We start from the raw sequence: 15,839 nt of genomic DNA, 5'->3' as shown, positions 1-15,839 counted from the left end.
TTTGCCCAATAAGCGACCAAGAGTAAAGGACCTAAGTGATATTTTTTGTGATTAATTGCCATTTATTGTCAATAAAGCGCTGATGTGGGTAAAAATTGCGCTTATAACTCATTTTTTGGCACTCATCGATTTGATAACCCAAGTACAAAAATTGTTTTCCGTATATCCTACTTTGTTCAATTTGCTGGATAATTGCGTAAGTGCCAAGTGACCGATTGGCGAATTCTGGTTTAAAAAAAGTGTAAAGAGCTGAAAACGCATTCTCTAACATGTCAGTTACTGCGACACCTATGAGTTCCTGATCCAAATAAAACTCAATATAAAGCGTATCTAACCAATCACACTGAATAAATCCATTGTATTGTGCAACGCTTGCAGGAAACATGCTGCCATCATTATGTCGTTGGTTAATATACTCTTCGTAAATGGGAAAATATTCAGGTTTGTTCTTAGAACTGGTAAATACACTAAGATCACTATTTTTATTCATAATACGTCGTTGACTTTTCGACGCGACAAAATCCTCAACAAGGATCCGAATCGATTGGCAAGCTCGGCAATGAGCACAATGTGGACGGTAAATTTGATCGCCGCTGCGGCGAAATCCAGCCCCGGCTAAATAACTATAATCAGAGGCCAAAGATTTATCTGAATCTGGTACTAGGACTAACAACTGCTCTTGCTTTTCTGCCAAATAACTACATTGAAATTGTTGAGTTAACCCAAATTTTAAATTCATTCTAGAAGCACCCTAGGAAACCATAGATCCGACTTTAGGGTTTGCTGTTGGTCTGTTAATAGCTGCAGAAAATCAACTCTCGCTAATTCGATACAGCCTAAACTGGCTAGATGCGGATTCTGCATTTGACAATCAATCACTGCAACATCGTTTGCTCGAAGCATTTTTACCAAACAATGAAATGCGACTTTTGATGCGTTTGTTTGCAGACTAAACATGGATTCGCCGCAAAATACATTATTCACAAATACACCGTATAACCCGCCAATAAGCTTTTCTTGAGACCAAACCTCAATTGAGTGAGCGAAACCAGCTTTATGCAGAGCTTTATAAGATTCGACCATATCAGGCGTAATCCAAGTTCCATTGTCTTTTCTTGGAATAGTAGAACAAGCGTCAATGACGGCGTCAAATTGGGTGTTAACAGTTACTTTAGGACGTGACTTACGAATATGTTTAACTAAGCTTTTACTGCTTTGATAATCTTTAGTAAATAACACTCCTCTGGGGTCGGGACTCCACCAAAGAATTGGTTCACCATCAGAAAACCAGGGAAAAATTCCCTTTTTGTACGCTTCAACTAAGCGGTCAACACTTAAATCGCCGCCAAAAGCCAATAACCCATTAGGGTCAAGTAAGGCTTCTTGCGGCGATGGAAAATGTATTGAAGTGTCAAGTTTATACAGTGAAATCATAAAGAGTGCTTCACTACCTTTGAACTACGTAATGATTTAACCGCTAGTTGAATCAGTAAATGAAACACTTCAAATTGTCACTTTTAAGCTTCTAATGCATCCAAGAATTTTTCAGCATCCAGTGCAGCCATACACCCAGTTCCAGCTGAGGTTATTGCTTGGCGATACACGTGATCACACACATCACCTGCAGCAAATACACCTTCTACACTGGTTTGCGTCGCGTTGCCTTCTAAGCCACTATTGATTTTGATGTAGCCGTCTTTCATTTCCAACTCGCCTTGGAAAATATCGGTATTCGGTTTATGCCCGATGGCGACAAACAGTCCCATAATGTCAACTTGTTCAGTAGCATCACTATTAACATCTTTAATGCGAATACCTGTCACACCCATTTCGTCGCCCAGTACTTCGTCTAGCGTTTTATTTAGGTGCATCACCACGTTGCCATTTTTGGCTTTTTCAAATAAACGGTCAGATAAGATTTTTTCACTTCTAAAAGTGTCGCGTCTATGGATAACATGTACTTCAGAAGCAATGTTTGATAAATAGAGCGCTTCTTCAACCGCAGTATTACCACCGCCAATTACCGCTACTTTTTGATTACGATAAAAGAAACCATCACAGGTTGCACAGGCAGATACGCCTTTACCCATAAAGGCTGTTTCTGATTCCATACCTAAATATTTAGCTGAGGCACCTGTAGCGATGATAAGAGCATCACATGTGTATGTGCCACTATCGCCGACAAGCGTATATGGACGTTTAGACAAATCTGTCTTGTTAATATGATCAAAAATAATTTCTGTATCGAATTTTTCAGCATGTTTTTGCATTCTCACCATCAAATCCGGACCTGTCAGACCTTCAGGATCACCCGGCCAGTTTTCTACTTCAGTGGTAGTGGTGAGTTGTCCGCCTTGTTGAATACCAGTAATTAGTACCGGATTTAAATTTGCACGAGCAGCATAAACGGCTGCCGAATAACCAGCGGGTCCAGAACCCAATATCAAAAGACGAACGTGTCTTGCCTCAGACATAGTTTGCTCCATAAAGTAATAAACATTATATAAATGCAGTTGTACAGCATTTAAAAAAATAGTGCTAAGAGAAAGTGGTTATAAACATAAGGCTTATTAATTTAGTTTCAACGGTTAATTGTAAGATTTAGATCTAAATCAGAAGATTGTTTGCAGCAAGAAAGCAAAATCTGTTTATTCAATGCATCCAGTAACAAAATAATTTCAGGTTTGTTAGAACGACTCTTTATATAATTACTTACATTATATAGCTAAACGGTTTTGGCATTATTGATCATTTGCGATTATCCTTAACATACTTGTTTATAATTTGTCTTCAAGGATTTACATGTCTCAGAGTATGACCGGACTATTTAAAGATGGTCAAGAGTATATGACAACTTGGCCAATGCAAAAGCAACTAAATGCGATTTTCCCTGAGTATCGCGTGATCAATGCAACTAAATTCTCTATTAGAGTTATGCCACCATTGGCGGTGTTGAGTGCTTTCGCAATTATAAACTTTTATGGTGACAGTTTTATTCCCCAAGGAATAGCTATTGGTGCGTTTTTTCTAAGCTTACCAATGCAAGGGTTAATGTGGCTTGGTCACCGATCTAACCAGACACTACCACCGGCTTTAAGGGCTTGGTATCAAGAGATCCATCACAAAATGCAATTGCAGGGTGTAAAGGTCTCTCAGCAAACGTCTAAACCGCGTTATAAAGAGCTAGCAAAATTGCTTAAAACAGCTTTCAGTGAATTAGATAAAGTATTCACGAAACAGTGGTTTTGAACCTAAACTTTGTTCTGTTTTAACTTGCTACAATTTAAACTTAAAAATCAAGCGACCTCAACTAAAATCTGCTGACATTTTCGACAGCTGTAACGCTGTTCTTTCCGTACTACTTTGTTATGTCTTCTTAACGTTAACTTAACCTGAGAACAGTGGCACTTATAATTAAACATCTTACCTTGGGTTTTAGTTGTATCCATTTTGTGTCTGACAGTCGCTGGTAGCTTAAAAATGTTCTGCATAATAGCTTGCCATTCTAGTCCGTGAGGTTTAACTCTGTCATAAATTTGATATGCCACTATGTGTGCAACTTCATGGGGAATGACAGTTAACAAAAACTCATCAAAGTTGTCTGCTAATAAGGTACTGTTTAGTTTGATCAGATTTTTTTGCAAATGGGCTGTGCCAGCAACATTACCACGCTGATTGAACTGTAATGTAGGTGTGGTTAACTGTCGCTTAAAATAGTCTTGTGCTAAAGCGATACAACGAATCACGCAATGTTGAATTTGATTGTGTTGTTCAAAAGTGATCATGTTAAGCAGTATTCAAATTATAAGAAAGGACAGGGTAATGAGTTATGCAACTCATTACCCTTGCGTAGAATAGGTTTAGTTTATTTCACATGCTAAACAATGGGCATAAATGCCATTGGGATCATTTAATTTAGTGATCGCGTCGACATCTTCAACTAACTGCTTTACAAAAGCGGCAAGTTTGGAGTCCTGTTTAACAAAAGTTGTTTTACCGATGGTTTCAGATGCTTGACCAAAAAATTCCTTCCAGAACTTTTCACTTGGGCTCAAATCCGGTTCAACATATTTCGTCTCATATTCTTCCAGTTTTGCCAAATCAGCAGCTGCTTTCACCGCATCATCAAGATAGCCTAAATTATCTACTAAGCCTAACTCTTTTGCCGTTTCACCTATCCAAACGCGTCCTTGTGCTATGTCGTCAACTGCATTTACATTCATTTGGCGCTCAGTCGCTACTAGATTGAGGAATTCTTGATAACCATGATTAATACTCATTTGAATGACTTGGCCAACACGTGGATCGAGTGCTCTGGTCACACTCAAGCCCGCAAAGTCTGTGGTACCTACACCATCTGAATGAATACCGAGATAATCAAGAGCATTTTCAAACGTCAGGAACATGCCATAAATGCCAATCGAGCCTGTAATTGTACTAGGTGCAGCCCATATTTGATCTGCTGCAGCTGAGATCCAATAGCCTCCAGACGCCGCATAGGTACTCATTAGTGCCACAACTGGTTTGTTAGCTGCCTTTAGGTTCTCTACTTCTTGACGAATAATTTCTGAAGCAAATGCGCTTCCTCCAGGTGAATCCACATATAAAACTACCGCTTTAACGGATTCATCTAATCTGGCTTTACGCAGCAGTTCTGCAGTGCTGTCGCCTCCAATATCGCCAGCTTTTTGGGTGCCATTCAAAATTGTGCCTTTGGCTACAACTATAGCAACGTGATTGGTATTCGGGGAAGGCAGGTTGTAAATTGGTTTAATGACCTTTAAATAACTGTTTAAATCAATTTGTGAGAAGCTTTTTTTGTTTTTATCTATACCGACGATATCGATAATTTCTTGACGGATTTGCTCGCGAGTCGGAAGTGCGTCAACCCAACCGTTTTCTAAGGCATAGGTGGCGAAATCACCATTTGCTTGCTCAAATTTAACTAAGAAGTTATCCAAATCTTCATCAAAATCAGTTGGTGATAAGTTACGGGCTGCTGCCACATCGGTTTTATATTGATTCCAAAGTACCGTTAACCAGGCTTTATTGGCTTCTTTAGCAGGTTCCGACATGTCATCGCGAATATAGGGTTCAACCGCTGACTTATAGGTGCCTACTTTAAATACATGGGTTGTGACCTTAAGCTTTTCTAAAGCTGCCTTGTAATACATTGGGTAACGTCCGTAACCCTCAAACATCATGGCGCCCATTGGGTTTAGGTAAACATTATCAGCCTTACTGGCAAGGTAGTATTGGCTTTGCGTATAGTAGTCGGCAACCGCGTACACGGGTTTACCGCTTTCTTTAAAATCGTCTATTGCGGTAGCGACTTGTTGTAGTTTATCCATACCCGCATTGCCCATTCCCTGTAGGTGGAGAATGAGTGTCTTCACTCGGTTGTCGTGCTTTGCATTTTCTAACGCAAATAAAATATCTTGAAGCAACACTTCTGGGTTTTCAGGCTCTTGCCCCAAGGCTTCTTCAAAAAACTTGTTCATCGGATCGATATAGCGCTTTTCTATTACTATATCGCCTTCAATATTAAGTACTAAGGCAGTACTTTGAGGGACTAAAATTTTACCATCATCTTTCATCATGATGGAAATCAAAGCAATTGCTAACACAATAAAAATAATATTAAAAAATACCTTTCGACAGAAATTTAAAACTGTCCAGATACCCACAAAAAATGATTTTGTCCAACTACTACCATTTGCCATATGCATATTCACCTGAAATTATAATTCGTCTATCCTAACCAATTTACACAATTAATCGACCTCACAAATGTAATTTTTTATGAATGAAAAGCCTTTTTCACGAAAATATTACTTATTTGAACCAGCTGTGTCGCAATGGTGTATGATTTTTAATCAAAGTAATCATGGTTATAAAGTAATGCTTTATCTCACTAGTTAGGCAGGCTTTAGCGTTCGCATGAATATTATTTAAAAATGACGCAAGTGAATAAGTTTACTGTTGCAGTACATCAGTGAAGTTTGCATACTAAACTAGACATTTCGCTTAGTGAGAGAGTTAATATGCAAGCTATTGAATTATTGTTAAATCGACGTTCTCAACCAAGATTAAAAGAGCCTGCTCCTCAAGGTGAGCAATTAGAGAGTATTATGCAGGCTGCGCTTCGTGCCCCTGATCATGCTTCGTTAACACCATGGAAGTTTGTGGTTTGTCAGGGGAGGGGCTTAGTAAAGTTGGGCGAGATATACGAAGAAGCCGCGATCAATGAAGATCTAGATGAAAAGCAGATACAGCGAGCATCGCAGATGCCGCTAAGAGCGCCTATGGTGATTGTGGCCATCGCCAAATATAGCGAGCATGAAAAGGTGCCTTGGATTGAACAAGTGGCATCAGCATCTTGCGCCGTTCACGCGATGCAAATGGCAGCCGTAGCGCAAGGATTCGGCGGAGTGTGGCGCACGGGACCTTTTGCACATAGTGAAGATGTTAAATGTGCATTCTTTTTAGAAGAAAAAGATGAAATAGTTGGCTTCTTGTACTTAGGTACACCGACCACAGACCCAATGCCTGCTCCAACAAGAGAAAGTAGTGATTACTTTGAGTTTTGGAATTAAGCTGATTTGATTTGCAATAAGCGCCCGTACCGGGGCTTATTGCATCCTGTAAAATGTTTACTCAACGCTGAAAGTCATACCTGCTTTGGCAACGAGTCGCTCTATCAGTTTGTCTCCCATGGCTGGAGCCGTCGTCCAAATGCCACCTTTTACCGCTATATCATCTTTGGCAAGGCACACGGCAGATTCCGAAATCATTTTTGATGTTGTTCCATAGCCCGGGTCCATGTTGCCTTTTACAGCGACAGTTAAACGGTTCCCTTGTTCGTTGCCCGAAAAAATCACATCAAAGAATCCCGCCTCTCTTTCTTCTTTACTTGGACCTTCACCGGGTTTGGGACCTGCATCACTAGCCATACTTTTGTCTGCTGCCACATGTTCAGCAATCGCTTGACCTTTTTCCCCAGGGCCGGTAAACATCATTTCGTCATAAACAAATTCTTGGCCATAGGCATGATTAAAAAGATAATTGGAACGATGAATATTGCGGGTATTGATTGCGGCCATAATAAAGGGGGCAGACCAGCTATTAAATTCATCTTCAAATAATGGCTTATTGCCTAGTGGTTGTTCAGCACCAGTAAATCCGGGTGTTAACGCAAATGGATTTAATAAAACGGCCATGATGTTTTTGTCTTTTTTAGCTGCGGCCATTGTTGCTTGTAAGCTTGCTTTTGTACCACCAGAAAATGTGCCTTTCATTCCTCTAACTCTGCCTTTAATTCGCTTAAACGGCTGTGAAAATGTGGATTGGGCTTTTTTCTGAAGGTAATACACACCTAAATCGAAAGGGATAGAATCAAAGCCACAGGAAAACACGATTCTAGCGCCTGATTTTTCCGCTGTTTGTTGATGCGCATTTATCATTTCATGCATCCATGTCGGTTCTCCACATAAGTCGACATAATCGGTGCCGTTGATTGCGCATAACTCAACCAGTTTACTGCCATATAATTGATATGGCCCGACAGTTGTAAGGATGACCTTGGCGCCTTCAACAAGAGATTTAAGGCTTTCTACGTCACTGGAGTCTGCTTGTAAACACGCGACGTCATTGTGCAGTTTTAGGCTGGTTTTAAGCGCTTCTAATTTCGCTTTATTTCTGCCGGCAATAGCCCATTTTAGATCTTTGGGCTGAGGATAGGTTTTGGCTAAATACTCAGCAACTAATTGACCTGTAAATCCGGTCGCGCCATATACAATTACATCAAACGTTGGTTCTGACTTCATATTAAATTTGGCCTGTTCATTCATGTTTTAAATTATGCGTTCACCAATAGTAGTCAAAATACACAAGGAATAAGAGTAGATATGACTTATTTATGACTATTGATTTGCTAAATAGTATTTAAAAAGAATTAAAAAACGTGATTAGCAATTTTGCAATTTTTTAGGTTTGGGAGAGGAGAGAGTGAATGAGATAACTCGGGTAATAGAACAGAGATAACTTTCCCTGCTGTTGAAGATAACAGCAGGGATGAAGTTTAGAAATTTAAGGAACAGTAACAACTTTAAATGCGTTAGTAGAGCCGATTGTTTCCATTTCGTCTCCATAGGTCATTACAAAACAATCACCGCTTTCTAAAATGCCTTTTGATTTCAATACATCAATTACGTCTTGTTTAAGTTTGCCAGGCTCACTACCTCTTGAATCGAAATAAACCTGTTTAACACCTCTAAATAACGCCATTGTGTTCAATGTAGATTCATGTCGAGACAAGGCGTAAATAGGTAGTGATGTTGTGATGCGCGACATAATCTTTGAAGTATTACCACTTTCAGTTAAAGCAATTAATGCTTTTATACTCGACAAATGGTTCGCTGCGTAAACTGCAGATAAAGCCACAGTTTCACTTATAGAAGTGAACTTTTCATCTACGCGGTGCTTAGAAATCTTAACACTGGGGTGAGTTTCAGCGCCTTCACATACGCGTGCCATAGCAGCTACAGTTTCGATTGGATATTCACCTGCTGCAGTTTCGGCTGATAGCATCACTGCGTCGGTTCCGTCTAAAACAGCATTAGCGACATCCATTACTTCAGCCCGGGTAGGCATAGGACTGCTGATCATAGACTCCATCATTTGAGTTGCTGTAATGACCACTTTATTCATTTGTCTAGAGCGTGAAATCAATTTCTTCTGCACACCAACTAGCTCGGCGTCACCAATTTCAACACCTAGATCTCCGCGCGCTACCATAACTGCATCTGACGCTTGAATAATGTCGTCAATCGCTTCGTCGTTAGCTACAGTTTCAGCTCTTTCAACTTTTGCACAGATTAATGCACGACAACCGGCTTCTTCTGCAAGTTTTCGAGCATAATTTAAGTCTTCACCACTACGAGGGAAGGATACCGCTAAATAGTCAACATCCATTTTGGCTGCGGTAAGAATATCTTGTTTATCTTTTTCAGTTAACGCGTCAGCAGATAAACCACCACCAAGTCGGTTGATGCCTTTATTATTAGATAGTTTGCCACCCACTGTTACCTTGGTATACACCTTTCTGCCAACAACTTTTTCAACCAGTAATTGAATTCTGCCATCGTCTAGTAATAACAAGTCGTCAGGGTGCACATCGTCTGGTAGAGCTTTGTAATCGATTCCAACAGCTTGTTGGTTACCGTCTTCTTTACCCATTTCTGCGTCGAGAATGAATTCATCACCAATTTTTAATTTGATTGGGCCTTCTTTGAATTTGGAAACTCGGATTTTAGGTCCTTGAAGATCACCCAAAATAGCAACATATTTACCCAGCTTTTTCGCAACGTCTCTAACTATCTTAGCTCTGTTAATGTGGTCCTCTGCGGTACCATGGGAAAAATTCATGCGAACAACATTTGCACCAGCTTGAATAATGCCTTCAATCATTTCAGGAGTATCGGTCGCAGGACCAAGAGTAGCGAGAATTTTAGTACGTCTTAACATAGAGTGGGTGTCCGACTTAGTTTGTTAAAAAATAACCTGAAGTGGCGAATAAAATACCAATATTTGTAATAAAGGCTTGAGATTATCTCGTTAAATACAGGTTTTTGTAATTTTATTACAAAATAGTAGTGCAAAGTGGCCGAAATGTGAATTAATTTAATAAAAAACTTGATGAATATTACATGACATTCAATTTAATTATTCTTCGCGTTTCTCAAATCGTGACCCTCTGAGGGTGTCTTTTACGCGTTTTAAATTTTCTCTAAACTTACCACCACGTCGCAAAGTAAAACCTGTGGCGAGGATATCAATCAAAATTAATTGCGCGATACGTGAAGCCATGGGCATATACATATCAGTATCTTCTGGTACTTCAAGAGATAACACTAAGTTACATTCTTTAGCTAGCGGACTGTTCTTAGAGGTAATTCCCAACACAGTTGCATCATTTGCTCTAGCAATATGTGCAATTTCTACCAAACTTTTGGTTCTGCCAGTGTGTGAAATTAGAACAACAACATCGTCTTCCGTGCTGTTCATACAACTCATGCGCTGCATGAGAATGTCTTCAAAATAGACCACAGGTACATTGAAACGAAAAAATTTGTTGAGAGCATCGTGGGCTACAGACGCGCTTGCACCTAAACCGAAAAAGGAGATTTTCTGCGCTTGGGTAAGTAAATCGACAGCCCGGTTAACCGTGTTTATATCAACCGATTGCCTAGCAACTTCTAGTGATGCCATGGTCGATTCAAATATCTTTTTTGTGTATTCCTCAGGCCCGTCATTTTCCTCTACATGTCTATTTACATAGGGTGTTCCATTAGCAAGACTTTGCGCTAAATGTAATTTGAAATCCGGAAAACCTTTGGTATCTAAACGTCTACAAAAACGATTGACTGTTGGTTCGCTAACGTCTGACATTTTTGCCAAGGTTGCTATACTTGAGTGAATAGCTGTTTGAGGGTTGTTTAGAATAATTTCCGCTACTTTACGTTCAGATTTACTAAAAACAGATTTATTTTGTGTTATTTTTTCAAGAATATTCATCAGTGCATATTTCTTATTGGTTTGTTTCGTTTCAGTTTAAACGGCGTCAAACACGTATTCTGCCGTTTTGTTAGTGCAATTGTTGTAAGTTTTGAATAAATTAGCCAGCATTTTTTCTGTGCTTTGGTAAAGTATCCGTAATTTTTATAAATATACAATCGACTTATAATGTTGTAAATTTACAACATATAATGTTAAATTTTAGCTTAATTGTCATAATAAAACGTAATTCGTTTGTTGTAATTACATTTTATTCATGTTCATTCTTCACTACATAGGTTATTAACATGGTGTTGGAAAATTCTATTGAACCTTGCGATTTCGTCCTATTTGGAAGTAAAGGGGATTTAGCCCGTCGCAAATTGCTACCTTCGTTATTTCAGTTAGAAAAAGCAAATTTAGTGCATGCCGATTCACGTATAATTGGTGTTGCGCGCCAAGATATTAGCCCTGAAGTTAATATAGAAGAGGTAAAAGCCAGTATCGTTGAGTTTGGCGGCGAAGCGCTATGCGAAGATACTTGGGAGCGTTTTGCTAAAAAGCTCGATTATGTTTGTGTCGATATGAAAAATTTAGACAGCTATACGGCGTTTAAAGATCATGTTGATGGTTCGCGAACCATGGTCTGTTATTTGGCAACGCCACCATCTATATTCGGTGATATCTGCCGTGGCTTGAACCATGCGGGTGTTATCGACTCTTCAGTACGCGTTGTACTTGAAAAACCACTTGGTCATGATTTGAAATCATCGAAAGTGATCAATGATCAAGTGGCAGAATTCTTTGACGAAACACAAATTTATCGTATCGACCATTACCTTGGTAAAGAAACGGTTTTGAATTTGGTTTCTTTACGCTTCGCAAACTCAATTTTTGCAACCAACTGGGATCATAACTGTATTGATCATGTTCAGATCTCGGTTGCCGAATCGGTAGGTATTGAAGGCCGTTGGGGTTATTTTGATGAAGCTGGGCAAATGCGCGATATGGTACAAAACCATCTATTGCAAATTCTTACCCTCATCGCAATGGAACCACCAGCGGTTTTAGATGCTGATAGTATCCGAGATGAAAAGCTCAAAGTATTAAAAGCGTTACGCCCCATTACTGCGGCAAATGTACAAAGTGATACCGTTCGTGGACAATACGTTGGTGGCTTTGTGAAAGGCAAAGAAGTACCCGGCTACCTTGACGAAGAGGGTGCTAATACAAAATCTGAAACAGAAACCTTTGTTTCGCTCAAAGTGCACTTAGACAACTGGCGCTGGGCTGGAGTACCGTTTTATCTGCGCACTGGTAAACGTTTACCAAGTAAAACCAGTGAAGTGGTAATTTATTTTAAGCGTCAGCCGCATAATTTATTCGGTGAGAGTTTTGCTCAGTTACCTCCAAATAAATTAACCATCCGTCTACAGCCTGATGAAGGTGTAGAAATTACGGTAATGAATAAAGTACCAGGTTTAACTAGCAGTGGTTCGATGGATCTACAAAAATCACGTCTAAACTTGAGCTTTTCAGAAGCATTTAAAGACGACCGTATCGCCGATGCATATGAAAAGCTGTTATTAGAAGTGATGATTGGAAATCAGGCATTATTTGTTCGTCGTGATGAAGTTGAACAAGCGTGGACATGGGTTGACGGCATATTTAGAGCTTGGGAAGCCAATAATGACTTACCCGAACCTTATCAAGCCGGCACTTGGGGTCCTGTGGCGTCAATTGCTCTTTTAGCGCGAGATAATCGTGCATGGTATGAATCTCGAATTGGGAAAAAGTAACATGGCGCTTATTGAAAATTGTTATTCATCAATACCTCAACTGAATGAAGCGTTTTCCGCTGAAATTGCAAATATTCTTAAAGCTGGGATAGAAGCCAATGGCCGAGCGAGCTTGGCTGTTTCTGGCGGCAGAACGCCGGCTGCAATGTTTAACCAATTATCAAATCAATCTTTAGATTGGTCTAAAGTTGATGTGACTCTAGTTGACGAACGCTGGGTCGATGAAGATGATCCTGCGAGTAACGCAGCCATGGCTAAACGTGAACTATTAATAAATAAAGCTGCTGCGGCACAATTTTATGGATTAAAAACGGCAGAGAGCGACGCCGTGAATGCAGTGGCTGAATTGAATGCCCAGCTAGTCAACATTCAAACCCCCTTTGATGTATTAATCTTGGGTATGGGTGAGGATGGGCATACAGCCTCTTTGTTTCCTTGCTCAAAGCAGTTGGAACAAGGTTTAAATACTGATTTGAATAGTGATTATATTGCTGTTACGCCAACCACAGCGCCTAATCAAAGAATGTCGTTGACATTAAAAAGTATTCTTAACAGCAAAAATATATTTTTACATTTAACCGGTGAGCCTAAAAAACACGTTTTAGATATTGCATTACAAAGTGACAATGCATTGGAAATGCCAATTCGAGCTGTTTTTAATAATGCTGATGTAAAATTGATCTGGGCCGCTTAGGAGAAAATATGAATTCTGTAATTCAAGAGGTAACTGAACGGATTATCGAAAGAAGTCGTCAATCCAGACAAAATTATCTTGATAAGATCGAAAACGCACGTCTACAGGGGCCGCATCGTGGGGTGTTGTCATGTGGTAACTTAGCGCATGGCTTTGCAGCTTGCAGCACGCAAGATAAAGCGGATCTAACTAGCCTAACTAAAGCGAATATCGCTATTGTTTCGTCATATAATGACATGCTATCTGCGCACCAACCTTATGAAGCATATCCGCAAATATTAAAAGATGCCATTCGTGATATCGGCAGTGTTGCACAATTCGCTGGCGGTGTACCTGCGATGTGTGATGGTGTGACTCAAGGAAATCCGGGAATGGATTTGAGCTTGATGAGTCGAGACGTTATTGCGTTATCCACTGCTGTTGGACTCTCGCACAATATGTTTGATGGCGCGCTGATGTTAGGTATCTGCGATAAAATTGTCCCTGGATTATTAATCGGCTCATTAAGCTTCGGTCACCTTCCGACTGTCTTTGTGCCTGCAGGCCCAATGCCTTCAGGCATTCCAAATAAGGAAAAGGCCAGAGTCCGCCAAATGTTTGCACAAGGCAAAGTTGGGCGTAAAGAACTACTCGAGTCTGAGTCTAAAAGTTATCACTCTGCTGGTACTTGTACTTTTTACGGTACAGCAAACAGTAACCAGCTTGTAGTAGAGGTGATGGGCTTACATTTACCTGGTTCATCTTTTGTCAATCCGGGAACCGATTTACGTGATGAGTTAACCAAAGCAGCTGCCCGTCAAGTAACGCGATTAACCGATTTAGGTGATAACTATACGCCTATTGGTCATATTGTTGATGCTAAAGCTATTGTAAATGGTCTGGTTGCATTGTTAGCAACAGGTGGTTCAACAAACCACACCATGCACTTAGTGGCAGTAGCGCGTGCGGCTGGTTATGAAATTAATTGGGATGATTTTTCTGATATTTCTAATGCGGTACCTTTATTAACTCGGATTTATCCTAATGGTTCAGCTGATATAAACCACTTTACTGCTGCAGGCGGTATGGCCTTATTGTTTAAAGAGCTATTGGGCGCTGGATTACTTCACAATGATGTGAAAACCATTTGTGGAGATGGCTTGGAGCAATATACCAAAGAACCGACACTAAAAGATGGCGAACTTACTTGGCAAGATGGTCCAGCTGAATCGTATGATAAAGAAGTATTGGCGACAGTAGCAAAACCATTCAAACCAGACGGTGGTTTATCAGTACTGCATGGTAATTTGGGCCGAGCTGTAATGAAAACGTCTGCATTGCGTGAAGCTCATTGCAAAATGAAAGCGCCGGCGGTGGTGTTTGAAGATCAATTTGAACTGGCAGATGCGTTTAAAGCTGGTGATCTTGACAAAGACTGTATCGTTGTTGTTCGTTTCCAAGGGCCTGCAGCGATTGGTATGCCAGAATTGCATAGTTTAACGCCGCCTCTTGGTGTACTACAGGACAAAGGCTTCAAAGTCGCACTAGTAACTGATGGTCGCATGTCTGGCGCATCTGGAAAAGTGCCTGCTGCGATCCACGTCACACCTGAAGCCTATCATGGCGGTTTGCTTGCTAAAGTAGAGACAGGTGACTTGATTGAACTTAACACCGAAACGGGTGAAATGAGTCTATTGGTTAGTAGTGAAGAGCTGGCAAAACGTAAAGCGATGGTTGCTCATACCGATAAACACCAAGTTGGCATGGGACGAGAGATGTTCGCGTCTATGCGTAATGCGTTAACTGGTGCGGAGCAGGGAGCTTGTTCGTTATTTGCTGGTTCGGGGAATCAACATGACAGCTAAATTTGTCGCAGACGTGGGCGGTACAAATATTCGTATTTGCCAAGTCGAAGGTCATAAACTAGTTAATATTAAAAAGTACCTGTGCGTTAATTTCCCGACAATAGAAGATGCGATCAAACACTACTTTAGTGAAATGCCAGATGTAGAATTTAGTTATGGTTGTATCGCCATTGCTTGTCCGGTGATTGGAGATTGGGTCAAAATGACCAATCATACTTGGGAATTTTCTATCGAGCAGTTAACTGCCGGCCTTGGATTAAAGTGGTTAGGTGTCATTAATGATTTTACCTCAGTGGCACATTCTCTTCCTGTATTGAGCGACGAGCAGAAAGTACAGATTGGCCCAGGAACGCCTAAACAAAATGCGAATATAGCTGTTTTTGGTCCTGGTACTGGGCTTGGGGTAGAGCATTTAACCTTTACCGAAAAAGGCTGGAAAGCATTAGATGGTGAAGGCGGACATGTTGATTTTGCCCCTAATGACGAAAACGAATTTGCGATTTGGCATTATCTGAAGAAAAAGCTAGGACATGTTTCAGCTGAAGAAGTCTTATCAGGACGAGGCATTGTTCATATATACGAAGCTCTAGCTGAAAAAAATCAACAAGCCGCAATTTATGCCGATCCCGCTCAGATCACTGAAAAAGCCTTATCGCAAGAATGTGAACTGTGCGTCGAAACATTACAACAGTTTTGCAAAATCATGGGTAGCTTTGCCGGTAACTTGGCGCTGAATCTCGCCGCTTATGGTGGCGTATATATTGGCGGGGGTATTGCTTCTCGATTTGTGGAGTTTATTAGTAATAGTAAATTTCGTGCTCGTTTTGAAGATAAGGGGCGTTTTAGACATTATGTTTCTAACATTCCTACTTTTATTATTACTGAACCTGATCATGGTTTATTGGGCGCCGCAGCCTATTTACAACAGAATTTTAAGGGGTAAAACAT

Annotated in this window: 14 protein-coding genes; 6 read left to right on the top strand and 8 right to left on the bottom strand. The window is 40.3% G+C overall.

Going from position 1 to position 15,839, the window contains the following annotated elements:
• Window positions 1-31: 31 nt before the first annotated feature.
• The 3 genes from GLIP_RS09480 to trxB form a co-directional block, all read right to left on the bottom strand.
• Complete coding sequence (locus tag GLIP_RS09480) at window positions 32-739, bottom strand: arginyltransferase (protein WP_008844394.1); 708 nt, start codon at window positions 737-739, stop codon at window positions 32-34.
• Complete coding sequence (gene aat, locus GLIP_RS09475; RefSeq protein WP_008844393.1) at window positions 736-1,434, bottom strand: leucyl/phenylalanyl-tRNA--protein transferase; 699 nt, start codon at window positions 1,432-1,434, stop codon at window positions 736-738. Before aat ends, GLIP_RS09480 begins: the two co-directional genes overlap by 4 nt.
• Window positions 1,435-1,517: 83 nt before the next feature.
• On the bottom strand, window positions 1,518-2,474 hold the full coding sequence (trxB, locus tag GLIP_RS09470) for a thioredoxin-disulfide reductase (protein ID WP_008844392.1): 957 nt from the start codon (window positions 2,472-2,474) through the stop codon (window positions 1,518-1,520).
• A 328-nt stretch (window positions 2,475-2,802) separates the two neighbouring features.
• On the opposite strand from trxB, the gene yfbV reads away from it, so the two are divergent.
• Window positions 2,803-3,249, top strand: coding sequence for a terminus macrodomain insulation protein YfbV (yfbV, locus tag GLIP_RS09465; RefSeq protein WP_008844391.1), 447 nt, complete (start codon window positions 2,803-2,805; stop codon window positions 3,247-3,249).
• Between the two features lie 47 nt (window positions 3,250-3,296).
• Here yfbV and GLIP_RS09460 read toward each other — a convergent pair whose 3' ends face one another.
• The gene (locus tag GLIP_RS09460) at window positions 3,297-3,785 is read right to left on the bottom strand and encodes a SprT family zinc-dependent metalloprotease (RefSeq protein ID WP_008844390.1); all 489 of its coding nucleotides are present in this window, start codon (window positions 3,783-3,785) and stop codon (window positions 3,297-3,299) included.
• A gap of 75 nt (window positions 3,786-3,860) precedes the next feature.
• Window positions 3,861-5,723 carry a signal peptide peptidase SppA gene (sppA, locus tag GLIP_RS09455; RefSeq protein ID WP_008844389.1) on the bottom strand — a complete coding sequence of 621 codons (1,863 nt, stop codon included), beginning with the start codon at window positions 5,721-5,723 and terminating at the stop codon, window positions 3,861-3,863.
• A gap of 321 nt (window positions 5,724-6,044) precedes the next feature.
• Here sppA and GLIP_RS09450 point away from each other — a divergent pair, with 321 nt between their 5' ends.
• Entirely contained in the window at window positions 6,045-6,596 is a 552-nt protein-coding gene (locus GLIP_RS09450; RefSeq protein WP_008844388.1) for an NAD(P)H nitroreductase, read from the top strand.
• A gap of 57 nt (window positions 6,597-6,653) precedes the next feature.
• Here GLIP_RS09450 and GLIP_RS09445 read toward each other — a convergent pair whose 3' ends face one another.
• The 3 genes from GLIP_RS09445 to GLIP_RS09435 all read right to left on the bottom strand — a co-directional run bounded on the left by GLIP_RS09445 (window position 6,654) and on the right by GLIP_RS09435 (window position 10,575).
• The gene (locus GLIP_RS09445; protein ID WP_040522575.1) at window positions 6,654-7,826 is read right to left on the bottom strand and encodes a saccharopine dehydrogenase family protein; all 1,173 of its coding nucleotides are present in this window, start codon (window positions 7,824-7,826) and stop codon (window positions 6,654-6,656) included.
• Between the two features lie 262 nt (window positions 7,827-8,088).
• Entirely contained in the window at window positions 8,089-9,525 is a 1,437-nt protein-coding gene (gene pyk, locus GLIP_RS09440; RefSeq protein WP_008844386.1) for a pyruvate kinase, read from the bottom strand.
• A gap of 198 nt (window positions 9,526-9,723) precedes the next feature.
• A complete protein-coding gene (locus GLIP_RS09435; RefSeq protein ID WP_008844385.1) occupies window positions 9,724-10,575 on the bottom strand; it encodes a MurR/RpiR family transcriptional regulator in 852 nt (283 codons plus the stop codon).
• Window positions 10,576-10,862: 287 nt separating this feature from the next.
• On the opposite strand from GLIP_RS09435, the gene zwf reads away from it, so the two are divergent.
• Genes zwf through GLIP_RS09415 form a run of 4 tightly spaced genes read left to right on the top strand, consistent with a single transcriptional unit; the run spans window position 10,863 to window position 15,834 of the window.
• Window positions 10,863-12,353 carry a glucose-6-phosphate dehydrogenase gene (gene zwf, locus GLIP_RS09430; RefSeq protein WP_008844384.1) on the top strand — a complete coding sequence of 497 codons (1,491 nt, stop codon included), beginning with the start codon at window positions 10,863-10,865 and terminating at the stop codon, window positions 12,351-12,353.
• A 1-nt stretch (window position 12,354) separates the two neighbouring features.
• Window positions 12,355-13,047 carry a 6-phosphogluconolactonase gene (gene pgl / locus GLIP_RS09425; protein ID WP_008844383.1) on the top strand — a complete coding sequence of 231 codons (693 nt, stop codon included), beginning with the start codon at window positions 12,355-12,357 and terminating at the stop codon, window positions 13,045-13,047.
• Between the two features lie 8 nt (window positions 13,048-13,055).
• Complete coding sequence (edd, locus tag GLIP_RS09420; RefSeq protein WP_008844382.1) at window positions 13,056-14,891, top strand: phosphogluconate dehydratase; 1,836 nt, start codon at window positions 13,056-13,058, stop codon at window positions 14,889-14,891.
• A complete protein-coding gene (locus tag GLIP_RS09415) occupies window positions 14,881-15,834 on the top strand; it encodes a glucokinase (RefSeq protein WP_008844381.1) in 954 nt (317 codons plus the stop codon). Before edd ends, GLIP_RS09415 begins: the two co-directional genes overlap by 11 nt.
• Window positions 15,835-15,839 lie beyond the last annotated feature (5 nt).

It is taken from the genome of Aliiglaciecola lipolytica E3 (genome assembly GCF_000314975.1).
GTDB classification, from domain to species: domain Bacteria; phylum Pseudomonadota; class Gammaproteobacteria; order Enterobacterales; family Alteromonadaceae; genus Aliiglaciecola; species Aliiglaciecola lipolytica.
The sequence above is the reverse complement of the archived record's forward strand: the minus strand, read 5'-3'. Positions and strand labels throughout refer to the sequence as shown.